Source organism: Roseovarius tibetensis, from assembly GCF_050896375.1.
In the GTDB taxonomy this organism is placed as follows: domain Bacteria; phylum Pseudomonadota; class Alphaproteobacteria; order Rhodobacterales; family Rhodobacteraceae; genus Roseovarius; species Roseovarius tibetensis.
This window is the reverse complement of the sequence record NZ_JBPBBB010000003.1, coordinates 159229-180092: the sequence shown is the minus strand read 5'-3', so window position 1 is coordinate 180092 and position 20864 is coordinate 159229. Positions and strand designations below refer to the sequence as shown.

Below are 20864 nucleotides of genomic sequence, written 5' to 3'. Positions count from 1 at the left end.
GACGTGTTCCCATGTGGTGAAAGGCACGTCATTGGCGCTCGCAGGAAGTTTCTCTCGCCCGGCATATCACGCCGCAAGACGCTTTGGACCGAGATCCGGGCTTATTGTCCTGATTGCGCTGCTCTTTTCCGGGGCGGCGGTCATCGTAACCGATTCCCGCCTACAGACCCTGTTTGCCGCAATAGGCGCGATCCTGCTGTTCTGCGCGTTCTGGCTGGTGATCATGCGCCGCCATATGTCCCTGCGCGCCGATGACCATGTCCTGCAGGTGGCTGCGATGATCGAGGATGATCCGGTGCCTGTCATTCTTGCGGATACCGAGGGAACGGTCCTGCGGGCGAACCCGTCCGCGCGGCGGGCCTTCCCGGTCGCGCAGGTTCCGACGGTGGACGTCGCCTTGTGCGAAACCTTTGCAAATCCGTGCCGGATCCTGCGCGAGATGGAAAGGGACGCGCGCATCGAAGGGGCTGCCGTCAGGCATCTTCCGGTATGTGAAGGTTTTTTGCGGATCGGTGTGCATCGTGTCGGTGAGGGACGTTTTCTCTGGCGGTTCCAACAGGGTCCGTCCGCGTCCCTGCCCGAGGGCGAGGCCGAACATGATGCCTTCCCGATGCTGACCGTGGGGCGTGACAATTCCGTGCTGGGATTGAACCCGGCGGCACGCGGTATGCTTGGCGATGATGTGCCCACCCTTGACGACGTGTGCCCGCAGCGATCATCGCGCTCGGGTGATCCCTGTGTGGTCGCGACGCCGGACGGTCCGGTCAACTGTTTGCTGATCGAACGTGAGGGGGCGAGTGGTCAGCGCGCGGTCCACCTGATCCCGACCCCGCGCGCGGCCGATCTCGGCGTTGACGGCTGGGCGTTGTTCGAAGAACTGCCGGTGCCGCTGCTCAAGGTCGAACAGGACGGCATGCTCGTACAGTCGAACCGGCCGGCGCGTGCCCTTCTTGGTGTCGACAGCACGCATGACATGCGTCTGGGTGATACCCTCGAAGGGCTTGGCCGCTCGATCAAGGACTGGATCGACGACGCCGCGTCGGAACGTGGTACGGTCCATGCCGAATTTCTGCGCGTGCGCCGCGACGATCGCGAGGTTTTCGTCCAGGTCACGCTCAATCGTGCGATGGAAGATGGCAAGATCGTCCTCATTGCGGTGATGAATGATGCGACGGAATTGAAATCGCTTGAGGCGCAGTTCGTTCAAAGCCAGAAAATGCAGGCGATCGGGCAGCTTGCCGGGGGCGTGGCCCATGATTTCAACAACCTGCTGACCGCGATCACGGGGCACTGCGACCTGCTGCTGTTGCGCCACGACCAGGGCGACCCGGATTATGCCGATCTCATGCAGATCAACCAGAACGCAAATCGCGCGGCGGCCCTTGTCAGTCAGCTCTTGGCTTACTCGCGCAAGCAGACCCTGCGCCCGCAACTGATCGACCTGCGCGAGACACTTGCGGACCTGACCCACCTTCTGAACCGTCTGGTCGGGGAAAAGGTGACCCTCGGACTGAAGCATGATCCCGCCCTTTCGGCCATTCGCGCGGACAAGCGACAGCTGGAACAGGTGATCATGAACCTTGTCGTCAACGCGCGGGACGCGATGCCAAGGGGCGGTGACATTCGTATCCTGACCGAAAACGTGACGCTGGCGAAGCCTTTGCGCCGGGACAGGGCCGTGGTGGCGCCGGGGCGATACGTGTCGGTCAGGATCATCGACGAGGGGGTTGGCATCCCGCCGGACAAGGCCCAGAAAGTGTTCGAGCCTTTCTTCACGACGAAGCGCGCCGGCGAAGGAACCGGCCTTGGGTTGTCCACGGCCTACGGCATTATCAAGCAGACTGGCGGCTTCATCTTTCTCGATAGCGTGCCGCAGCAAGGCACCGTGTTCCAATTGCTTTTCCCGGCTCATGACCGGCCGGAGCCGGTCGAGCAGACCGATGCCGAGGACGTGTCACAGGCCGGACTTGCCAGCGGCGTGGTTCTTCTGGTCGAAGACGAGGCGCCGGTGCGGGCGTTCGCCAGTCGGGCCCTGCAGTTGAAGGGGTTCACGGTCCACGAGGCCGAATCGGCCGAAGATGCGCTTGCCCTGCTCGAAGACGAGGCGCTACACGTCGATGTCTTCGTGACGGATGTGGTGATGCCGGGTATGGACGGGCCAAGCTGGGTGCAACGGGCGCTGGTCAGCCGACCGAAGGCCAAGGTGGTCTTCATGTCGGGATATGCCGAAGAGACCTTCGGCGAGGTACAAGTCAGCATTCCAAATTCGGTCTTTCTGCCGAAACCGTTTTCCCTCAAGGAGTTGACGGATACAGTTCAACGCCAGACGGCGTAATAGATGACACAGGGCGAAGGCACCGGTCACCGCCTACCCGGCGTCGTGCCGTCCGGGCGCTTGCCGTGATGGGCGGTAGATCCCGTGCCGGGCAATATTCTCCCACAACGCGAAATCTTCTGCGTGCGTCTCGCGCAGTCGAGCCTTGGTCCTCGCTGTCAGCGACAACGGCATCTCCGGCGAGATGTTCTCGGCCGCGGTAGTGATCGTGGTCCCCAACCGTTCCTCGAGAAAAGCTCTGAAACCGGCCTGATCCTCGTACCGAAATAGATGCGTCACCCGTGTGCCATTGCGGTGCGGTTCGAGGAATTTCGCCTGGGAGCCCACCCTGGCGTATGCCGGCGGCCGTCCCGTGCAATACGCCGAGACGAACTCATCGAAGCTGATGCCCTGCGTGCTGTTGGCCGCACCGTCGAGGGCTGCACGCCGGCGGTACCGGTACCAGCTGCCCAGCCAGTCGACCGGCTCGCGCATCACGGCCACCACGTCCACATTCTCGCCCAGGAAACGTGTGATCATGGACCGGAAGAACCTATGGTAGCGGAAAACCGGTGCGTGCTTCAACTCGGGGGGGGCACTGACGACCATCGATGCCAGTGGCGCGAGAGCGGTCTCGTAGGCCGTGCTGCCTGTCTTCGGAACCGCCAACAGGACAAGTTTCTGCTTTGCGAATACTAGCATGATCTCGCTCCGTCAGTCTGAATCATCTGTCTCGCCAATGAATTACACGAGTTATTAACCCTTAACGGGAAAACTGCCAGTATCGACAATTTCCTTGATCTGTCCCGGGAACACCCCCATAACGGGTAGAACAAGGCGTGAACGTCCGCAATCATTGCCGCGTTTGAGCGGATGTGGAATAAGGAGGCGAATGAATGGCAACGGCAGATTTACTTTCCATGGATAACAAGAAGAACGCGGACAAGCAAAAGGCGCTCGACAGCGCTCTGGCCCAGATCGAACGCCAGTTTGGCAAGGGGTCAATCATGAGAATGGGCGGTGACAATGTCATCGCCGACATCGAGGCCACCTCGACGGGATCGATCGGCCTTGATATCGCGCTTGGCATTGGTGGTATTCCCAAGGGCCGCGTGGTCGAGGTCTATGGCCCGGAAAGCTCGGGCAAGACGACGCTGACGCTGCACTGCGTCGCCGAGGAACAGAAAAAAGGCGGCGTTTGCGCCTTTGTCGATGCGGAACACGCGCTTGACCCGATCTATGCGCGCAAGCTGGGTGTCGATCTTGACGAGTTGCTGATCTCGCAGCCCGATACCGGCGAGCAGGCGCTTGAAATCGTGGATACGCTGGTACGTTCGGGGGCGGTCAGCATGGTCGTGGTCGATTCGGTCGCGGCGTTGACCCCGAAGTCCGAGCTTGAGGGCGAAATGGGCGACAGCAGCGTCGGCGTTCATGCCCGCCTCATGAGCCAGGCCATGCGAAAGCTCACCGGATCCATAAGCCGAACCAAATGCACGGTTGTCTTCATCAACCAGATCCGCATGAAGATCGGTGTGATGTTCGGCAGCCCCGAAACGACGACGGGCGGCAATGCGCTCAAGTTCTACAGCTCTGTACGGCTCGACATTCGACGTATCGGATCGATCAAGGACCGGGACGAGGTTGTCGGCAACTCGACCCGGGTCAAGGTCGTCAAGAACAAGGTCGCCCCGCCGTTCAAGCAGGTGGAATTTGACATCATGTATGGCGAGGGGATCTCGAAGACCGGAGAGCTGCTCGACATGGGTGTCAAGGCAGGCGTGGTCGACAAGTCCGGCAGCTGGTTCAGTTACGGCGACGAGAGGATCGGTCAAGGCCGCGAGAATGCCAAGAAATATCTCAGGGACCATGCGAACGTGGCGCTGGCGATCGAGGACAAGATACGCGCCGCCCACGGGTTGGACTTCGATATGCCCGAAGAGACAAAGGGCGGTGACAGCGACATTCTCGAAGGCTGAAGCGTCCGGCCCCGCGACCGAGGCCCGCGCTGCGGCGGGGCCTCGGTCGTGGCGGTGGACATGTTCTCTTGCCGCGGCTAAGTCTGACCTGACGCAGGACAGACACATGCCCCGATAAAGAGTTCCCCATGCCCACGCTGAATGACATTCGCTCCACCTTTCTCGATTTCTTCGAGCGACACGATCACACCATCGTCGACAGTTCGCCCTTGGTGCCAAGAAACGATCCGACCCTGATGTTCACCAACTCGGGCATGGTGCAGTTCAAGAACTGCTTCACCGGGGTCGAGCATCCGGGATATACCCGCGCGGCCACCAGCCAGAAATGCGTGCGGGCGGGCGGAAAGCACAACGACCTCGACAATGTGGGATATACCGCGCGTCACCACACCTTTTTCGAGATGCTCGGAAATTTCAGCTTTGGGGATTATTTCAAGGAACAGGCAATTCCGTATGCGTGGGATCTGCTGACCCGCGACTTCGGGCTCGATCCGTCCAGGTTGCTGGTCACGGTCTACCACACCGATGACGAGGCCGCCGACATCTGGAAGAAATACGCGGGCCTGCCCGACGATCGGATCATCCGCATCGCGACGGACGACAATTTCTGGTCGATGGGCCCGACCGGCCCGTGCGGACCGTGTACCGAGATATTCTACGATCACGGGCCCGAAGTCCGGGGTGGCCCCCCCGGCAGCGCGGACGAGGATGGCGACCGTTTCATCGAGATCTGGAACCTCGTCTTCATGCAGAACGAACGGTTCGCGGACGGCACGCAGCGGGATCTCGACATGCAGTCGATCGATACTGGCATGGGGCTGGAGCGGATCGGTGCGCTGTTGCAGGGCAAGCACGACAACTACGACACGGACCTGATGCGCCACCTCATCGAGGCGAGCGCGCACGCCACCAGTGCCGATCCCGACGGTCCCGGCAAGGTGCATCACCGGGTGATCGCCGACCATCTGCGCGCGACCTCGTTCCTGATCGCCGATGGTGTGATGCCGTCCAACGAGGGGCGCGGCTACGTGCTGCGCCGGATCATGCGCCGGGCGATGCGTCATGCGCACATGCTGGGCGCAAAGGACCCGGTCATGCATCGGCTGGTGCCCGCGCTTGTCGGGCAGATGGGCCAGGCCTTTGCCGAGCTTGGTCGTGCACAGCCGCTGATCGAGGAAACGCTGCGAATCGAGGAAACGCGGTTCAAGCAGACGCTCGACCGCGGGTTGCGGCTTCTGGATGAAGAGCTTGATACGTTGCCGGACGGCTCCGCGTTGCCGGGTCGGGCGGCGTTCAAGTTGTACGACACGTATGGGTTTCCGCTTGATCTCACGCAGGATGCGCTGCGCGAGCGTGGGCTTACGGTCGATACCGACGGGTTCGACGCCGCCATGGCCGAGCAGAAGGCCAAGGCGCGGGCGGCCTGGGCCGGGTCCGGCGAGACGGCTGATCAGGCGGTCTGGTTCGACATCGCCGAGGACACGGGCACGACGGATTTTCTGGGATACGACACGGAAACGGCCGAAGGGGAAGTCGCGGCGATTGTCATGGATGGGACCGTGACGCGAGATGTGGCGCAGGGTGTCTCTTGCGCGATCGTTCTCAACCAGACGCCTTTCTATGCCGAGGCGGGCGGGCAGGTGGGCGACACCGGGACGCTCTCGACGGATACTGGCCGCGCGCGCATCACCGACACCAGAAAGGTCGCCGGGGTCTTTATTCATGTCGCCGAGGTCACCGAGGGTGAGATCAAGACCGGACAGGCGGCCAGACTGTCCGTGGATCACGATCGCCGCACCGCGATCCGCGCCAATCACTCGGCCACGCATCTCGTCCACGAGGCGCTGCGCCGCACCCTTGGCGAGCATGTCGCGCAGCGCGGCTCGCTCAACGCGCCGGACCGTCTGCGCTTCGATTTCAGCCATGCCAAACCCCTGAGCGCCGAGGAAATGACCCGCGTCGAGGCCGAGGTGAACGCCTATATCCGTCAGAACGCGCCGGTCGAGACGCGGATCATGGCACCCGACGACGCCCGTGATCTCGGTGCGCAGGCGCTTTTCGGCGAGAAATACGGGGACGAGGTGCGCGTCGTCTCCATGGGCACGCTGGAGGGGTCGGGCAAGGGAACCGACGGACGGACCTATTCGATCGAGCTTTGCGGTGGCACGCATGTGCGCCAGACCGGCGATATCGGTGTGTTCGTCGTGCTTGCCGACTCGGCGTCCAGCGCGGGTGTCCGGCGGATCGAGGCGCTGACCGGCGCGACCGCGTTTGAGTATCTCAGCGGTCAGACAGCGCGTCTTGGTCAGGTCGCCAGCGATCTCAAGATCAGGCCCGAGGATGTGCCCCAGCGGGTAAAATCCCTGATGGACGAGCGTCGCGACCTCGCCAACGAGGTTGCGCAACTGCGCCGCGAACTGGCCATGGCCGGTGGTGCGGGGCAGGGTGATGGCGGCCAGCCTCGTGAGATCGGCGGAATACCTTTCCTGTCACAGGTGCTTTCCGGCGTTCAGGGACGCGATCTGCCGCCGCTCATCGACGAGATGAAGGCGCGGATCGGCAGCGGTGCCATCCTTCTCATCGCCGATACCGGCGGCAAGGTGGCGGTCGCGGCCGGCGTGACCGATGATCTGACGCCACGAATGTCGGCGGTCGATCTCGTTCGGGCTGCCGTGCCCGAGCTTGGTGGCAAGGGCGGTGGCGGTCGGCCCGACATGGCCCAGGGAGGCGGCAGTGACATCGGTGCCGCGGACGCCGCGATCAAGGCCGCTGAAGCGGTCCTGACCCGAGAGGAGGCCTGAATGAGCGCGTATCTGATCGGGCGGATCACCGTGACCGACCCCGAGGTCTATCAGGCCTATGCGCGCCAGACCGTGGCGTTGGCCGAGGAATTCGGCGGGCGGTTTCTGGTCAAGGGCGGCCCGCAGACCGTTATCGAGGGCAACGCGCCCGAGCGGCATGTGATAATCGAATTCCCCGACCGTCAAACCGCGATCGACTGGTACAAGTCCGACGCATATCGCCGGATCTTGCCGCTGGCACAGTCGGCAAGCGAGCGTGACGTCGTCATCGTCGACGATATCTGATCAGACAGGAGACAGCCGATGCCAGCCCTATGGATCGCCCATGTGACCGTGACGAATGACGAGGCCTATGGGCGCTATGCCGCCCTGGCCGGGCCTGCCATAGCAAAGCACGGCGGTGCCTTCGTCGCGCGCGGCGGGCGCTACGTCCAGCTTGAGGGGACAGAGCGCGCGCGCCATGTCGTCGCGCGATTTCCAAGCGTCGAGGCGGCCGAAACCTGCTATCGCAGCCCGGATTATCAACAGGCGCTTGATCATGCGCGCGGCGCGTCAGAGCGTGATCTCGTGATCGTGGAAACGTCTGACTGAGCCGTCTCTGCGCGGCCCTTGTCATCCGGATTGGAAGGGATCATCACGATGCGCGTTCTGCTGGTAGCCTTGTTCGTGGTGCACGCCACGTTCGCGACTGCCAATGACCTAGCTATGCTCAAGGAAAAAGGCACCGTCGCACTGATGCGCCACGCCCTTGCGCCCGGGACAGGCGACCCGGCGTCGTTCGAGCTTGGCGCGTGCAGTACGCAGCGCAATCTTGACGACCGTGGCCGCGATCAGGCCCGCCGCACGGGGCGGGCGTTGCGCAAGGCGGGTGTCACGTTCGATCATGTCTGGACCAGTCAATGGTGCCGGACGCGCGAGACCGCCGAATTGATGGATATGGGAGAGGTCGTCGAAAAGCCGCCGCTCAATTCGTTTTTCGCCGGTCGCGGAGATCGCGCGCGCCAGACCGCCGCCACCCGGCGCCTTCTCGACGCGCTTCCATCCGGGGCCAGTGTTCTCATCGTGACGCATCAGGTGAACATCAGCGCGCTGACGGGCGGGTTCGTCCGGTCCGGCGAGATCATCGTCACACGGCGCACGGATGACGGGCTGGAGCCTGTCGGGCGGATCCTGATCGCGCCTTGACCCCGAAGGTCCACGCGGTCTGGATTGCGTATTTTCAAGGATCGCCGAAGTTGCTAGGTCCGCAACACCAAGGCGCGCGAGGCGAGAATGACCACCATCAGGCTGCACAACACCAAGACCCGTCGCAAGGAGGAGTTCACGCCGCTCGAACGCGATGACGTGCGGATGTATGTCTGCGGCCCGACCGTCTATGACCGGGCGCATCTTGGCAACGCGCGGCCCGTGGTGGTGTTTGATGTCCTTTACCGGCTGTTGCGGCATGTCTACGGGCCGGATCACGTCACCTATGTGCGCAACTTCACCGATGTGGATGACAAGATCAACACGCGCGCGGCCGAGACGGGCCGCGCCATCGGCGACATCACCGCAGAGACGACGCAATGGTTTCTCGATGACATGGGGGAATTGGGCGCGCTCGAACCCGACCACATGCCGCGCGCAACCCGGTATGTCCCGCAGATGGTGACGATGATCGCGGGGCTGATCGAGACGGGTCACGCCTACGAGGCCGAGGGCCATGTGCTTTTCGCCGTGGATAGCTGGCGCGAGAACTACGGCGCGCTCTCGGGCCGCACGGTCGATGACATGATCGCAGGCGCGCGGGTCGAGGTGGCTCCGTATAAACGCAACCCGATGGATTTCGTGCTGTGGAAACCGTCGGACACGGATCAACCCGGCTGGGACAGCCCATGGGGGCGCGGACGGCCCGGCTGGCACATCGAATGCTCGGCGATGGCCTACGAATTGCTGGGAGAGAGTTTCGATATCCATGGTGGCGGCAATGACCTGATGTTCCCGCACCACGAGAACGAGATCGCGCAAAGCTGCTGCGCCCATCCCGAGGGCGAGTTCGCGCGGGTCTGGATGCATAACGAGATGCTGCAGGTCGAGGGCAAGAAGATGTCCAAGAGCCTGGGCAATTTCTTTACGGTGCGGGATCTGCTTGATCAGGGGATACCGGGCGAGGTGATCCGGTTCGTGTTCCTGAGCACGCATTACCGCAAGCCCATGGACTGGACGGCCGAGAAGGCGAGAGAGGCGGAGACGCGGCTGAAGCGGTGGTACATTCTTGCTAGCGGAGATGTTGAGGAAACAGCTCCGCCTGACGAATTGGTCGCCGCACTGGCCGATGACCTCAACACGAAAACAGCGTTGGACGTGATCCACAGGGCGGCTGTGAAAGAAGACATGGCGTCTGTCAAAGCCGGTATGAAACTTCTTGGATTGCTTGAACCCGGAATGGGTGACTGGACAAAACCGCGCGCAAGCACCCATCCTCTGCAAATTGAAATCGAAGCGATTTGTTCCGCATACGCTCACGCACGAGAAAACCGAGACTTCCAGACAGCGGATACAATTCGGGACAGGGCCAAGTCATATGGCATTCACTTGCAAGTTCTTCCTGACAAATCTGTCGGAGTCGAATTTAAAACCACTGGAATGAGTGATGTGGAGTACCTTGAGGGACTTCGGTCGGTACTTGAGGGGCTGACTTGACGTGCCTCTTCGTTCAGCGCCCACCCGTACGGGGGCGTGCCATGTCGAGTATCACCTGCACTGTGAACTGGTCTAGGCCAAGCAAGGCGCGCAGGGCCGCATCGACACCACGCCATGCGATCAACGGCGAACCGTCGCACGAGGGTGCAGCATGAGTCTGACCTCGGATACCGATCTTGTCGCCTGTGGCGATCTGGTGCGGCGCGGCGATCCGGCCCGATTTCAGGCGGCGATGGCGGCGCCCGTCGCGGCGCGCCACGTGCTGTTTCCCATTTACGCCTTCAACATCGAGGTGGCGCGCGCCCCTTGGGTCACGCAAGAGCCGATGATCGCCGAGATGCGGCTGCAATGGTGGCGCGATGCCCTGGAGCAGATCCGCAGCGGCGATGGCGCCCGGCGACACGAAGTGGTGACACCGCTCGCGCGGGTTCTTGATGCGGAAAGGGCGGACCTGCTCGACGAGCTGATCGCGGCGCGGCGTCGGGATATAGAGCGTGTCCCTTTCGACAGCGACGCCGATTTTTCCCGCTACCTTGCCGCTACCTCGGGCAACCTGATGCTGGTGGGCGCCCGCGCGCTCGGGCCTGTGGCGGATGATGTTGTTCGCGATGCCGGGTTCGCGCTTGGGCTGGCCAACTGGTTCCGGGCGATCCCCGCACTGGAGGCGGCGGGACGGCGCCCCCTGCCAGACGGGCGGCCCGATGCGGTCCGCGCGTGGGCCGAGGAGGGGTTGCGATGTCTGGCGCGCGCAAGGTCTGGCCGCGCCCGCGTCTCGCGTGCCGCGAGCCCCGCGATGTTGCCGCTGTGGGAGGTTGGGCCGATCTTGCGACAGGTCGTGCGGTTGCCGCGTGCCGTGGGCGAGGGTGCGCTTGCCGTGTCGCCGGCACGCAGCAAGGCGACACTTTTCACGCGGGCAATGTCGGGTATGTGGTAGGCTGTGCGCGGCGGGTGCGCCGTTGCACCTACATCGAGAACGAGGTGCCACACCCGCACGAGCTTGACACGTTCGGGTTGTCGATCACGAACCGGGCCCCGATCAGCTCCTCGCTGAAATCTATCGTCGCCCCGGACAGGAACGGCAACGAGACACTGTCGACCACGACTTTCTGCCCGTCACTTTCAAGCACGAGATCGTCCTCGACCGGCACGTCAAGCTTGATGTCGTACTGGAATCCGGAACAGCCGCCCCCCTCGACCGCAACGCGCAGCGCCTTGTTTGACGCGCCCGCATCGATCTCGGCCAGTCGGGCGAACGCACGGGGGGTTACCTTGGGGGGCAATTGCATGGCGTCTCTCCGGGGTTGAACCTGCGTGGTGTTTAACATCGTCAATCTATCTGCAACATAAGACCCGAGGCAACAGGCGACAAGGACGTGCAGCACGATGGCCCCCAATGCCCCCCATGCCACAGATCCCGAGCGCACGCGCGGCCGGTTGGTTCCGGAAGAGGAAAGCACCTTTCGCTCGCCGTTCCAGCGCGATCGCGATCGTATCATCCATTCCAGCGCGTTCCGCCGGCTCAAGCACAAGACGCAGGTCTTTGTCGCGCATGAGGGGGACTATTACCGGACGCGCCTGACCCACTCGATCGAGGTGGCGCAGGTGGCGCGCACGGTCGCGGGGGCGCTCGGGCTCAATGCCGAGCTGACCGAGGCCGTGGCGCTTGCCCATGATCTGGGGCACACGCCGTTCGGACATGCGGGTGAAGAGGCGCTCGCGGCCCTGATGGCCCCCTATGGGGGGTTCGATCACAATGCGCAGGCCTTGCGCATCGTCACCGCCTTGGAACGCCACTATGCCGCCTTCGACGGTCTCAACCTGACCTGGGAAACCCTCGAGGGCCTTGCCAAGCATAACGGACCGCTGACCGGGGCACTGCCCTATGCGCTTGCCGAATACACCGCGCGCCACGATCTGGGACTGCATACTCATGCCGGGGCCGAGGCGCAGGTCGCGGCGCTGTCGGATGACATCGCCTACAACAATCACGATCTGCATGACGGTCTGCGCGCGGGGCTGTTCACCGATGACGAGATCGCCGACCTGCCCATCGTCGGCGACTGTTTTGCCGAGGTGGACCGCCTTCATCCCGGCCTTGATCGCAAGCGCCGCCGCCACGAGGCGCTGCGCCGTGTCTTCGGGGCCATGGTGGGGGACGTGATCGCGCAATCGCGCGCCACGCTGGCCGAATTGCAGCCCGAACGCGTCGAGGATATCCGCAATGCCGGTGCGCCCGTGATCCGGTTCTCGGCCCCGATGTGGACCGATCTGCAGGCGATCCGTGGCTTTCTGTTCACCCGGATGTATCGGGCGCCTTCGGTCAACGAGATGCGCGCGCGGGTGCATGGCGTGGTCAGCGATCTTTTCCCGTTCTACATGGCACAGCCCCAGTATCTTCCCAACGAATGGCGCAGCGACGTGGCCCGTGCCGCGGACGAGACGGCGCTTGCGCGTCTCGTCAGTGACTATATCGCGGGAATGACCGATCGGTTTGCCCTGCAAAGCCATGCGCGGGTGATCGGCGGCGATGCCGGGACCCTCAAGTGATTGACGCGCGGGGTCGCGGTGGTACACCGGCGCGCATCGCAGCACGAAAGGCGTGACATGAACCTCTTTACCGACATTCACCACGCGGTCCTCGACGCCCTCGCCGAGATGCAGGCGGCCGGGCAGTTGCCCGACGGTCTCGACACGGCCGGTATCACCGTCGAGCCGCCGCGCGATCCGTCGCATGGCGACATGGCGACCAATGCGGCGATGGTTCTGGCCCGGCCTGCCGGTGTCAAGCCGCGTGATATCGCCACCCCGCTGGCAGAGCGGCTGGCCACGGACGCGCGCATCGCCTCGGCAGAGGTCGCCGGCCCGGGTTTCATAAACCTGCGGCTTGCCTCGGATCTCTGGCATGACGTGCTGCGCGCCGCCTTGCAGGCCGGGGCCGGGTTCGGCCGCTCCGAGATCGGGCGGGGGCGGCGCGTGAATGTCGAATATGTCAGCGCCAACCCGACCGGTCCCTTGCATGTGGGCCACACGCGGGGCGCGGTGTTCGGTGATGCGCTGGCCTCGCTGCTGGATTTCACCGGCCACGAGGTGACCCGCGAATACTACATCAACGATGGCGGGGCGCAGGTGGATGTGCTCGCCCGTTCGGTGTATTTGCGGTATCTCGAAGCGCACGGGCAGGAGGTCGCGTTCGCCGACGGCACGTATCCCGGCGATTACCTGATCGAGGTGGGGCAGGCCCTCAAGAACAAGGTGGGCGCGGCCTATGTGGACCAGCCCGAAGAGGTCTGGCTGGAGGCCGTGCGCGATTTCTCGACCGATGCGATGATGGTCCGCATCCGCGAGGATCTGGCATCGCTCGGCGTCGAGATGGATCATTTCTTTTCGGAAAAGTCGCTTTACGGCACCGGGCTGATCGAGGCGGCGATCGAGGACCTGCGCGGCAAGGATCTGATCTATCGCGGCGTGCTTGAGCCGCCCAAGGGCAAGCGCCCCGAGGACTGGGAGCCGCGCGAACAGACGCTGTTCAAGTCCACCGCGCATGGCGATGACGTGGATCGCCCGATCATGAAATCGGATGGCGGCTGGACGTATTTTGCCCCCGACATCGCCTATCACTATGACAAGATCTCGCGCGGTTACGACCTTCTCATCGACGTGTTCGGCGCCGATCATGGCGGCTACGTCAAGCGGATGAAGGCCGCCGTCTCGGCGCTGTCCGACGGGCGCGTGCCGATCGACATCAAGCTGTGCCAACTGGTCCGGCTTTACAAGAACGGCGAGCCCTTCAAGATGTCCAAGCGCGCGGGCACCTTTGTCACGTTGCGCGACGTCGTCGATCTGGTCGGGGCGGATGTCACCCGCTTTGTCATGCTGACGCGCAAGAACGACGCACCGCTCGACTTCGACTTCGCGCATGTGCTGGAACAGTCCAAGGATAATCCGATTTTCTACGTCCAGTATGCGAACGCGCGGGTCAATTCGGTGCTGCGCAAGGCGCGTGACGCCGGCATCGCCGTGGATGATGCCACGCTGGCCGGGGCGGATCTGTCGGTCCTGACGCACGATGCCGAGATCGCGGTCGCCCGCAAGATCACCGAATGGCCGCGTCTCGTGGAAACCGCCGGTCGCGCGAACGAGCCGCACCGCGTGGCATTCTACCTGTACGATCTAGCCAGCGATCTGCACGCGCTGTGGAATCGCGGGCATGACGAACCCGCGCTGCGCTTCCTGCAAGAGGGTGATCCGGCCACATCGCAGGCGAAAATCGCGCTCGCGCGGGCCGTGACCGTTGTTATTTGTGCAGGTCTTGGTATCCTTGGCGTCACCCCGGTCGAGGAAATGTGACAAAGATCGCGCCATCCGGGGACGAGGCAGATTTCATGACTCCCCGGCGGATGCGGTTCGCCGGAAAATCGAGAGGCGAACATGGCTGAGATGCAGGGTGCCCGGCTGGATGCCGCGCACGAGGGTGTGGCCGGTCTGGCGACATTTACCAATATCACCGGGGCGGTCCTGTCGGTTGCGCTGATCGTCGGGATCGGTGTGTGGGGCTACAAGCTTGTCATGCGGGACGTGTCGGGGGTGCCGGTCGTGCGCGCGGTCGAAGGACCGATGCGCGAGCAGCCCGTCGAACCGGGCGGTCGTGCCGCCGCCCATCAGGGGTTGACGGTCAATGCGATCGCGGCGGACGGGATGGCGGCCGACCCGGCCGATCGTCTGATCCTTGCACCGGACCCCCTGGATCTTAGCTCCGATGACGTTCCGCGAACCGCGGATGCGGCAGAGATCAGCCCGACCACCGACGCTGCGTCGCGCGCGGCGTCCGAGACGCTGCAAAACGCCTCTCTTCCGCTGGAGGGGGCCATCGACGAGACGCCGGAACAGCCAGCGGCCAAGGACGGGGTGCGGCGCTCGTTGCGGCCCAGACTGCGCCCGGACATTCCCGAGGCCGTCGCGTTCGCGGTTGCCTCCGTGCGCAGCAGAACCGCGCCCGCCGAAGAGGTCGACGCCGAGGCGATCCCCGAGGGAACGCGCCTTGCGCAGCTTGGGGTTTTCGACTCGGCCGATGTCGCGCGCGCGGAGTGGCAACGCATGACAACACGGTTCGAAGATTTCCTTGAGGGAAAGCAACGCGTTATTCAGCGCGCTGAAAGTAGTGGGCGAACATTTTACAGGCTGCGCGCGATGGGGTTCGCCGATCTCGGCGAGGCGCGGCGCTTTTGCTCGGCGCTGTCGGCCGAAGACGCCGAATGCATCCCGGTCATGGCCCGTTGAGCCGTTTCGGTGCAACGATCCTCGACGCCGAGGGGCTGCGTCTGACGCCGGGGGAAAAGGCGCTTTTCCGCGAGACCCGCCCCTTCGGTTTCATCCTGTTCGCGCGCAACATAGGAACCCACGACCAGATTCGCGCCCTGTGCGCCGAGATGCGCGAGGCCGCGGGACATGACGCCGTGATCACCATAGATCAGGAAGGCGGGCGCGTGCAGCGGCTGCGCGCACCGAAATGGCGCGACTGGATCGCGCCGCTGGATCTGGCCCGGCAGGCCGGTGCAGAGGCAGAGCGCGCCATGTACCTGCGCTACCGCCTTATCGCCGCAGAGCTTCACGCGCTCGGGATCGACAGCAATTGCGCGCCACTGGTCGATGTCGCGGGTCCGCGGACGCATCCGTTCCTGCGGGATCGCTGTTATGGTGAGGCTGCGCCGGCGGTGGCCGCGATTGGTCGGGCCGTCGCGCAAGGCTCGCTCGATGGGGGTGTCTTGCCGGTGGTCAAGCACATCCCCGGTCATGGCCGTGCCGAAGCCGACAGTCACCACGATCTGCCGGTGATCCAAGACGCGAAGATCGTCCTGCACGAGGCTGATTTCAAACCGTTTCGGGCACTCAATGATCTGCCGATGGGCATGACCGCGCACCTTGTCTATTCGGCGATCGACACCCGACCCGCCACGCTGTCGCCCAAGGTGATGCGGATGATTCGTGACGAGATCGGCTTTGACGGGCTGATCATGACCGACGACATCTCGATGAAGGCGCTTGACGGTGACCTGCCGGCGCTGACGCGCGACGCGCTTGCGGCGGGGTGTGACGTGGTGCTGCATTGCAACGGAACACTGGGCGAACGACGCGCGGTGGCCGAGGCGGCCGGAGAGATGACCGACGAGGCGCAGCGCCGGGCCGGGCGGGCGCTGACATGGCGTACCGCGCCCGTTTCCGTTGACATCGAGACCCTTTCGGCCGAACTTGGTGCGCTGATGCGCGAGCATGGGAATGGCTGAGACCGATTTCGAGACACCAGAGACGTCGACGCATGTGGCCGATCGGCTTGCCGCCGAGGCGTTGATCATCGATGTGGACGGGTTCGAGGGGCCACTTGACCTGTTGCTGAGCCTCGGGCGGACGCAGAAGGTGGATCTGCGCAAGATCTCGGTCTTGCAACTCGCGCAGCAGTACCTGGCATTCGTGGACCGCGCCACGGCACTTCGGCTGGAACTGGCGGCCGATTACCTTGTCATGGCGGCGTGGCTGGCCTTTCTGAAATCGCGCCTTCTTCTGCCGCCCGACCCGGCCGAGGATGGCCCGTCAGGCGAAGAGATGGCGGCGCATCTTGCGTTTCAGCTGGAGCGTCTGCAGGCCATGCGGGATTGTGCTGCGCGGCTGATGGCGCGTGACAGGCTCGGGCGGGATTTCTTTGCGCGCGGTCGGCCGGATGACGTGACACGCCAACGCACCGTCCGCTACAAGGCCAGCCTGCTGGATCTCATGCAGGGCTATGCGCGCATCCGAACACGCGATGAATTCCGTCCCTTTGTCATGGATCGCGACGCGATTTTCACCATCGAACAGGCGCTTGAGCGTATGCGCGGGCTGATCGGCTTCGCCGGCTCGTGGACGGATATCGCAAGCTATTTGCCGGACGGGTTCGGCACCGATGCCGCGCGGCGGCGATCCGCGACGGCCTCGACCTTTGCGGCCTCGCTGGAACTGGTCAAGGAGGGCCGTGTCGAGATCCGGCAGGCCGAGACGTTCGGACCGGTCGAGTTGCGGCGAAAGGATGACTGACGTGCCGCAAGATATGGATGAAGACAGACAGGAAGATCTCGACATTCCACCGATCGCCGAACAGGAACGCATGGTCGAGGCGTTGCTCTTTGCCAGTGCTGCGCCACTCGGCACGCGGGATCTTGCCGCGCGGATGCCGAAGGGCTGTGATCCGGCTGAGGCGCTGATGCATCTGCGCAAACGCTACGAGGGACGCGGAGTTTGCGTCGTGCGGGTCGGTGATGGCTGGGCGTTCCGCACGGCACCGGATCTGGGCCACCTGATGCGCGTCGAGTCCGTCGAGACCCGCAAGCTGAGCCGTGCCGCGATCGAAACACTCGCGATCATCGCCTATCACCAGCCCGTCACGCGCGCGGAGATCGAAGAGATCCGGGGCGTCTCGGTCAGCCGGGGCACGGTCGATCAACTGCTTGAAATGGAATGGATCCGGTTCGGCCGGCGCAAGATGACACCGGGGCGTCCGGTGACCTTCGTGGTCACGCAGGAATTCCTCGATCATTTCGGTCTTGAAAGCGCACGTGATCTTCCGGGGCTTCAGGAATTGCGCGCGGCCGGTCTGCTGGAAAACCGACCGCCGCCGGGACACATGCCCGACAGTGTCCGCGACGAAAGTGATGAAAATGACGAAGCGGAGGCCGCGCCGGGCCAGAACGAACTGTTCGAGGATTGATGCGCGTGCACGCGGGTCATCGCGTCGCAACAGGCCGCGGCCCCGCATGGGTTGATCTTTGACAGGCCTGTCTGCGGACGGGTGCTGAAATGCGCCCGCTTTGATGATACGCGTTGTCCAAGGCCATCTTCAGGAGAACAGCAATGAATGCCAACCAGTTGATCAACATGGTCATCCGCATGGTCACCCGTCGCATGATGCGGGGCGGCCTGAAAAAGGGCATCGGTGCCCTCGGACAAGGCAAGGACAAGGGGGACGCACAGGACAGGACAGGCCCGGATGGTCAAAAGACCGCGCGGCGGGCGCGTCGGGCGTTGCGGGCCGGGCGCAAGATCGGTCGATTCTGACCGGACCATCCCACGGGCTTTTCACGTTGGACCGGTCGTGAAAATCGCGTCGGCGCTGATCCCCGGCGCGGCCGCCACGATACAGAAAACGCAGGGTCGCACGTCACCCGTTCGCAACGCAGGATTCGGAGCATTCCATGGAAACGTCCCTTTTGATCGTGATTGCAGCGGCTTTCGTCACGGCCGTCATGACAGGCGTCGGCGCGTTGCCGTTCCTTCTGGTCAAGAAGCTTGGGAACCGCACGGTGGGCTGGTCGAATGCGGCCGCGGCGGGTCTGATGCTCGCCGCCAGTCACAGTCTCGTGGCCGAGGGGGTTGCCCTTGACGCCGGCCTTGTCCTGGTCGGCGTTCTGGCGGGTATCGGCCTGATCGTTCTTGCGGACCATGCACTGGCTGGCGCGGGCGAGGTGAAGGTGGCCGACCTGCAGGGGGCGAGCGCGACCAAGGCGCTGCTGATCCTCGGGATCATGACCGCCCATTCCTTTGCCGAAGGGGTCGGGGTGGGCGTGTCCTTTGCCGGATCGGATGGGCTTGGCGCCTTCATCACGACGGCAATCGCGTTCCATAACGTACCCGAAGGACTGGCGATCGCCCTTGTGCTGGTGCCGCGCGGCACGCCGGTGTGGAAAGCGGGCCTTTGGGCGATCTTCACCAGCCTGCCTCAGCCGCTGATGGCGGCACCTGCATTCCTGTTCGTCGAGGCGTTCAGACCCTTCCTGCCTGTCGGTCTGGGTCTTGCTGCGGGGGCCATGATCTGGATGGTCTTTTCGGAACTTTACCCCGATGCCCTCGAAAAGGTCGAAAGCGGTTCGGCCGCGACCGCTGTTGCCGTCGCGTTCACGGTGATGATGGCGTTTCAGTTGCTGATCCTGAGCCATTGACGTCGGCGGTATTTGGGCCTTTCTTCGGCGACACTGTGTGACGCTTCGTGGTCAACCGGATCTTCAGGACCGCCGCCGTCTCAGGGCTGTCCAGGCGCGGCGGTCGATCAGGGCCTTGACGGTCGCGGCAAGGGCCAGCGCACAGAGCACTGCCTTGGACGCCGTCCCCATCGTGCCGTCGATCAGCATCGCGTGGACGACACTGCCCGCGACGACGACCGTGACCAGCGCGGAATGCCCCAGGCGCCATTGCAGTGGCGGGAGGCGCAGCGAATGGCGGACCGCGGCCATGGCCGCCGCCGCGAACAGGCCCCACATGGCGATGACACCCCAAGCGGAAAACGGCGTGGGCGACGCAAAAAGAAGCGCGTCGATCACGTCTGGTGGGCTTGTCACCCACAGCCCGGCGACATGCGCCACCACCGCCGTCACCAGCGCGGTTCCGACCCAACGATGCACGTGCCGTCCGCGCCGTATCGGTAGACCCGGCAAATATCCCGCCGCGAGAAGGGGTTGCACGAGGATGAGGGCCATCCCGATCACCCCCGCAAGACCCGAGGCGATATAGACCGGTTCGCGCCACGCCAGAAGCGGGCTGGACGCGGCGACAACAATCGGCACGGCGATGGCCGCGCCAAGCGCCGCCCAGATCAGCAGGGTCCGGATCAGCCGCATTGCGATCAGACCGGTTGAAGAACGAATTCCGCGCTGAGACGTGTGTCATTCGGGCTGGACATCACGGGCCGAAGAAAGACCGTCGCGAAGTCACCGCTGTCATACGCCAGATGGCCATGCGCCTGCCCGAAGGCGGGCACGATCTGTGGCATTTCAAGCCGGAAGGTGCCATCCGCGGCGCTGAGGGTTGCGCCGTGGCTGCGCTCGTCGCGTTCGTGCCCCTCGGTCGTATGTGCCCATATCTGGATGCGTGCGCCCTTGATCGGGGCCCCATCGCCCGCGCGCCGCACGGTTCCGGTCATCCAGAAGCCGCCACCGCCGATACGCTCGACGACCGGCGCGCCGGGAATGTAGTTGTTGGACCCGCCGCGCATCGTCTGCGTCGGCGCAAGCCCGGCTGCACGCGCCGGAGCAACAAGACCGGACACGCCCGTCGTCAGCACCGCCCCCGCGGTAGCGGCCCCGGCAGCGAGAAAGGTCCGGCGATTTGGCGGGCTACACGTCATTGTTGGTCCTCCGTGACTAAAGTGCGGATATAAATAGAATATGGTATTCGGGCGCATTTTCAATATTTCGCGCGGGCCGGCCTTTGGCGTTGCACGGTGTCAGATGGATATGTGCGGGGCGCAGGTCGGGCAGGGATCTACGGGATTGGTCCCGCATGCGCCGGATGGAAGTTGTTGGCAGAAAGTGGTATCCGTAAACAATGGGGAATCCGGTGCGCATCACGGGGATTGCAGCGGTGCTGCTGTTGGCCTTGGTCATGGCACCATCGCCAAGTGCGGGCACCAGCGCGGGTCCCAATCCGCCCCAGCCCGCCGGATTGATGTGGAACCGGACAGGGTTGCCCGCGGTGTTTCCCCTTCAAGTCAAGACGCCGCCGGGCCAGGACTATTTCCTGACCTTGATCGATGACGACACCGGCACGCCCGCCCTTGCCGCCTACATAACGGGTGGCGCGTTCTTCCGGGTGCTCGTGCCGCCCGGTACGTTCCGCGTGACATTCGCCACCGGCGACGTCTGGCAGGGCGAAGAGGATCTGTTCGGAGCGGCCACGCATGTATTCGAGTTGGGCAAGGCCCTGACCTTCGAGACGCGCGGGCTGGGGACGAAGGCCGGGCATGTCGTGAACCTGCTGCGCCACCAGCCCGGCCAACGCGCCGGCATCACCCGGAAAGACCAGCTGATCTGCCAGTCTTTCGCGCCTGATTTTCCCGCGCCCGCGCTTTTCGCCTCGCAAGACGCGCGTGACCCGCGCCACGCGGCGGACGAGGACCGCGATGCGCGTGACGGGCGGGACGTTTTCAAGGGCCCTCATCGGTTTTCGACGATGCCGCGCCGTGACGTGCGGTCGCGATACTGCGGATAGGCGACAGTCACCGTTCAACCGACAGGACCGCCTGCTGGCGCCACGAGACCGCGCGCCGGCCCCGATGCGTCCGCGCCCCGGCAC

At 64.0% G+C, this 20864-nt stretch carries 21 protein-coding genes; 17 read left to right on the top strand and 4 right to left on the bottom strand.

Going from position 1 to position 20864, the window contains the following annotated elements; all coding sequences use genetic code 11:
• Window positions 1-31: 31 nt before the first annotated feature.
• A complete protein-coding gene (locus ACROSR_RS03835; protein ID WP_432682448.1) occupies window positions 32-2335 on the top strand; it encodes an ATP-binding protein in 2304 nt (767 codons plus the stop codon).
• A gap of 33 nt (window positions 2336-2368) precedes the next feature.
• On the opposite strand, the gene ACROSR_RS03830 is transcribed toward ACROSR_RS03835, so the two are convergent.
• Window positions 2369-3016, bottom strand: a complete 648-nt coding sequence (locus tag ACROSR_RS03830) for a gamma-glutamyl kinase (protein WP_432682447.1) — start codon at window positions 3014-3016, stop codon at window positions 2369-2371.
• A 194-nt stretch (window positions 3017-3210) separates the two neighbouring features.
• On the opposite strand from ACROSR_RS03830, the gene recA reads away from it, so the two are divergent.
• The 7 genes from recA (at window position 3211) to ACROSR_RS03795 (ending at window position 10707) form a co-directional block, all read left to right on the top strand.
• Window positions 3211-4290: a recombinase RecA gene (gene recA / locus ACROSR_RS03825; RefSeq protein ID WP_432682446.1), complete on the top strand. Its 1080-nt coding sequence runs from the start codon at window positions 3211-3213 to the stop codon at window positions 4288-4290.
• A 128-nt stretch (window positions 4291-4418) separates the two neighbouring features.
• Entirely contained in the window at window positions 4419-7091 is a 2673-nt protein-coding gene (gene alaS, locus ACROSR_RS03820; protein ID WP_432682445.1) for an alanine--tRNA ligase, read from the top strand.
• Entirely contained in the window at window positions 7092-7376 is a 285-nt protein-coding gene (locus ACROSR_RS03815) for a DUF1330 domain-containing protein (protein WP_432682444.1), read from the top strand. It abuts the gene before it with no gap.
• Window positions 7377-7394: 18 nt separating this feature from the next.
• Entirely contained in the window at window positions 7395-7682 is a 288-nt protein-coding gene (locus ACROSR_RS03810) for a DUF1330 domain-containing protein (RefSeq protein WP_432682443.1), read from the top strand.
• 48 nt (window positions 7683-7730) lie between these two features.
• Entirely contained in the window at window positions 7731-8276 is a 546-nt protein-coding gene (locus tag ACROSR_RS03805; protein ID WP_432682442.1) for a histidine phosphatase family protein, read from the top strand.
• Between the two features lie 87 nt (window positions 8277-8363).
• On the top strand, window positions 8364-9773 hold the full coding sequence (gene cysS / locus ACROSR_RS03800; protein ID WP_432682441.1) for a cysteine--tRNA ligase: 1410 nt from the start codon (window positions 8364-8366) through the stop codon (window positions 9771-9773).
• Window positions 9774-9924: 151 nt separating this feature from the next.
• Entirely contained in the window at window positions 9925-10707 is a 783-nt protein-coding gene (locus ACROSR_RS03795; RefSeq protein WP_432682440.1) for a squalene/phytoene synthase family protein, read from the top strand.
• Window positions 10708-10735: 28 nt separating this feature from the next.
• Here ACROSR_RS03795 and ACROSR_RS03790 read toward each other — a convergent pair whose 3' ends face one another.
• Entirely contained in the window at window positions 10736-11059 is a 324-nt protein-coding gene (locus ACROSR_RS03790; RefSeq protein WP_432682439.1) for a HesB/IscA family protein, read from the bottom strand.
• Window positions 11060-11156: 97 nt separating this feature from the next.
• Between ACROSR_RS03790 and ACROSR_RS03785 the strand changes: the two genes are divergently transcribed.
• The 8 genes from ACROSR_RS03785 (at window position 11157) to ACROSR_RS03750 (ending at window position 18736) form a co-directional block, all read left to right on the top strand.
• Window positions 11157-12320: a deoxyguanosinetriphosphate triphosphohydrolase gene (locus ACROSR_RS03785; protein WP_432682438.1), complete on the top strand. Its 1164-nt coding sequence runs from the start codon at window positions 11157-11159 to the stop codon at window positions 12318-12320.
• 57 nt (window positions 12321-12377) lie between these two features.
• Window positions 12378-14120 (top strand): arginine--tRNA ligase, encoded by a 1743-nt coding sequence (gene argS / locus ACROSR_RS03780; RefSeq protein ID WP_432682437.1) that lies wholly within the window; start codon window positions 12378-12380, stop codon window positions 14118-14120.
• Window positions 14121-14201: 81 nt separating this feature from the next.
• Entirely contained in the window at window positions 14202-15050 is an 849-nt protein-coding gene (locus tag ACROSR_RS03775) for an SPOR domain-containing protein (RefSeq protein WP_432682436.1), read from the top strand.
• Complete coding sequence (nagZ, locus tag ACROSR_RS03770; RefSeq protein WP_432682435.1) at window positions 15026-16054, top strand: beta-N-acetylhexosaminidase; 1029 nt, start codon at window positions 15026-15028, stop codon at window positions 16052-16054. The genes ACROSR_RS03775 and nagZ overlap by 25 nt, the downstream gene beginning before the upstream one ends.
• Entirely contained in the window at window positions 16047-16838 is a 792-nt protein-coding gene (locus ACROSR_RS03765) for a segregation and condensation protein A (RefSeq protein ID WP_432682434.1), read from the top strand. The genes nagZ and ACROSR_RS03765 overlap by 8 nt, the downstream gene beginning before the upstream one ends.
• A gap of 13 nt (window positions 16839-16851) precedes the next feature.
• Entirely contained in the window at window positions 16852-17508 is a 657-nt protein-coding gene (scpB, locus tag ACROSR_RS03760; RefSeq protein WP_432682433.1) for an SMC-Scp complex subunit ScpB, read from the top strand.
• A gap of 143 nt (window positions 17509-17651) precedes the next feature.
• Window positions 17652-17855: a hypothetical protein gene (locus ACROSR_RS03755; protein ID WP_432682432.1), complete on the top strand. Its 204-nt coding sequence runs from the start codon at window positions 17652-17654 to the stop codon at window positions 17853-17855.
• Between the two features lie 137 nt (window positions 17856-17992).
• The gene (locus ACROSR_RS03750) at window positions 17993-18736 is read left to right on the top strand and encodes a ZIP family metal transporter (protein WP_432682431.1); all 744 of its coding nucleotides are present in this window, start codon (window positions 17993-17995) and stop codon (window positions 18734-18736) included.
• A gap of 63 nt (window positions 18737-18799) precedes the next feature.
• Here the strand turns inward: ACROSR_RS03750 and ACROSR_RS03745 are convergent, their stop codons facing one another.
• Both ACROSR_RS03745 and ACROSR_RS03740 read right to left on the bottom strand, forming a co-directional pair.
• Entirely contained in the window at window positions 18800-19411 is a 612-nt protein-coding gene (locus ACROSR_RS03745) for a ferric reductase-like transmembrane domain-containing protein (RefSeq protein WP_432682430.1), read from the bottom strand.
• A gap of 5 nt (window positions 19412-19416) precedes the next feature.
• On the bottom strand, window positions 19417-19917 hold the full coding sequence (locus ACROSR_RS03740; RefSeq protein ID WP_432682429.1) for a peptidase associated/transthyretin-like domain-containing protein: 501 nt from the start codon (window positions 19915-19917) through the stop codon (window positions 19417-19419).
• 257 nt (window positions 19918-20174) lie between these two features.
• Here ACROSR_RS03740 and ACROSR_RS03735 point away from each other — a divergent pair, with 257 nt between their 5' ends.
• On the top strand, window positions 20175-20780 hold the full coding sequence (locus tag ACROSR_RS03735) for a hypothetical protein (RefSeq protein WP_432682428.1): 606 nt from the start codon (window positions 20175-20177) through the stop codon (window positions 20778-20780).
• Window positions 20781-20864: the final 84 nt, after the last annotated feature.

What these genes read in the sequence shown, in the direction of transcription:
- ACROSR_RS03765 (WP_432682434.1), top strand. Translation starts at nt 16,047, where the DNA reads ATGGCTGAGACCGATTTCGAGACACCAGAGACGTCGACGCATGTGGCC.
- recA (WP_432682446.1), top strand. Translation starts at nt 3,211, where the DNA reads ATGGCAACGGCAGATTTACTTTCCATGGATAACAAGAAGAACGCGGAC.
- ACROSR_RS03745 (WP_432682430.1), bottom strand. Translation starts at nt 19,411, where the DNA reads ATGCGGCTGATCCGGACCCTGCTGATCTGGGCGGCGCTTGGCGCGGCC.
- ACROSR_RS03790 (WP_432682439.1), bottom strand. Translation starts at nt 11,059, where the DNA reads ATGCAATTGCCCCCCAAGGTAACCCCCCGTGCGTTCGCCCGACTGGCC.
- ACROSR_RS03805 (WP_432682442.1), top strand. Translation starts at nt 7,731, where the DNA reads ATGCGCGTTCTGCTGGTAGCCTTGTTCGTGGTGCACGCCACGTTCGCG.
- ACROSR_RS03795 (WP_432682440.1), top strand. Translation starts at nt 9,925, where the DNA reads ATGAGTCTGACCTCGGATACCGATCTTGTCGCCTGTGGCGATCTGGTG.
- argS (WP_432682437.1), top strand. Translation starts at nt 12,378, where the DNA reads ATGAACCTCTTTACCGACATTCACCACGCGGTCCTCGACGCCCTCGCC.
- scpB (WP_432682433.1), top strand. Translation starts at nt 16,852, where the DNA reads ATGGATGAAGACAGACAGGAAGATCTCGACATTCCACCGATCGCCGAA.
- cysS (WP_432682441.1), top strand. Translation starts at nt 8,364, where the DNA reads ATGACCACCATCAGGCTGCACAACACCAAGACCCGTCGCAAGGAGGAG.
- ACROSR_RS03830 (WP_432682447.1), bottom strand. Translation starts at nt 3,016, where the DNA reads ATGCTAGTATTCGCAAAGCAGAAACTTGTCCTGTTGGCGGTTCCGAAG.
- ACROSR_RS03750 (WP_432682431.1), top strand. Translation starts at nt 17,993, where the DNA reads ATGGAAACGTCCCTTTTGATCGTGATTGCAGCGGCTTTCGTCACGGCC.
- ACROSR_RS03740 (WP_432682429.1), bottom strand. Translation starts at nt 19,917, where the DNA reads ATGACGTGTAGCCCGCCAAATCGCCGGACCTTTCTCGCTGCCGGGGCC.
- ACROSR_RS03810 (WP_432682443.1), top strand. Translation starts at nt 7,395, where the DNA reads ATGCCAGCCCTATGGATCGCCCATGTGACCGTGACGAATGACGAGGCC.
- ACROSR_RS03735 (WP_432682428.1), top strand. Translation starts at nt 20,175, where the DNA reads ATGGCACCATCGCCAAGTGCGGGCACCAGCGCGGGTCCCAATCCGCCC.
- ACROSR_RS03775 (WP_432682436.1), top strand. Translation starts at nt 14,202, where the DNA reads ATGGCTGAGATGCAGGGTGCCCGGCTGGATGCCGCGCACGAGGGTGTG.
- ACROSR_RS03815 (WP_432682444.1), top strand. Translation starts at nt 7,092, where the DNA reads ATGAGCGCGTATCTGATCGGGCGGATCACCGTGACCGACCCCGAGGTC.
- alaS (WP_432682445.1), top strand. Translation starts at nt 4,419, where the DNA reads ATGCCCACGCTGAATGACATTCGCTCCACCTTTCTCGATTTCTTCGAG.
- ACROSR_RS03755 (WP_432682432.1), top strand. Translation starts at nt 17,652, where the DNA reads ATGAATGCCAACCAGTTGATCAACATGGTCATCCGCATGGTCACCCGT.
- ACROSR_RS03785 (WP_432682438.1), top strand. Translation starts at nt 11,157, where the DNA reads ATGGCCCCCAATGCCCCCCATGCCACAGATCCCGAGCGCACGCGCGGC.
- nagZ (WP_432682435.1), top strand. Translation starts at nt 15,026, where the DNA reads ATGCATCCCGGTCATGGCCCGTTGAGCCGTTTCGGTGCAACGATCCTC.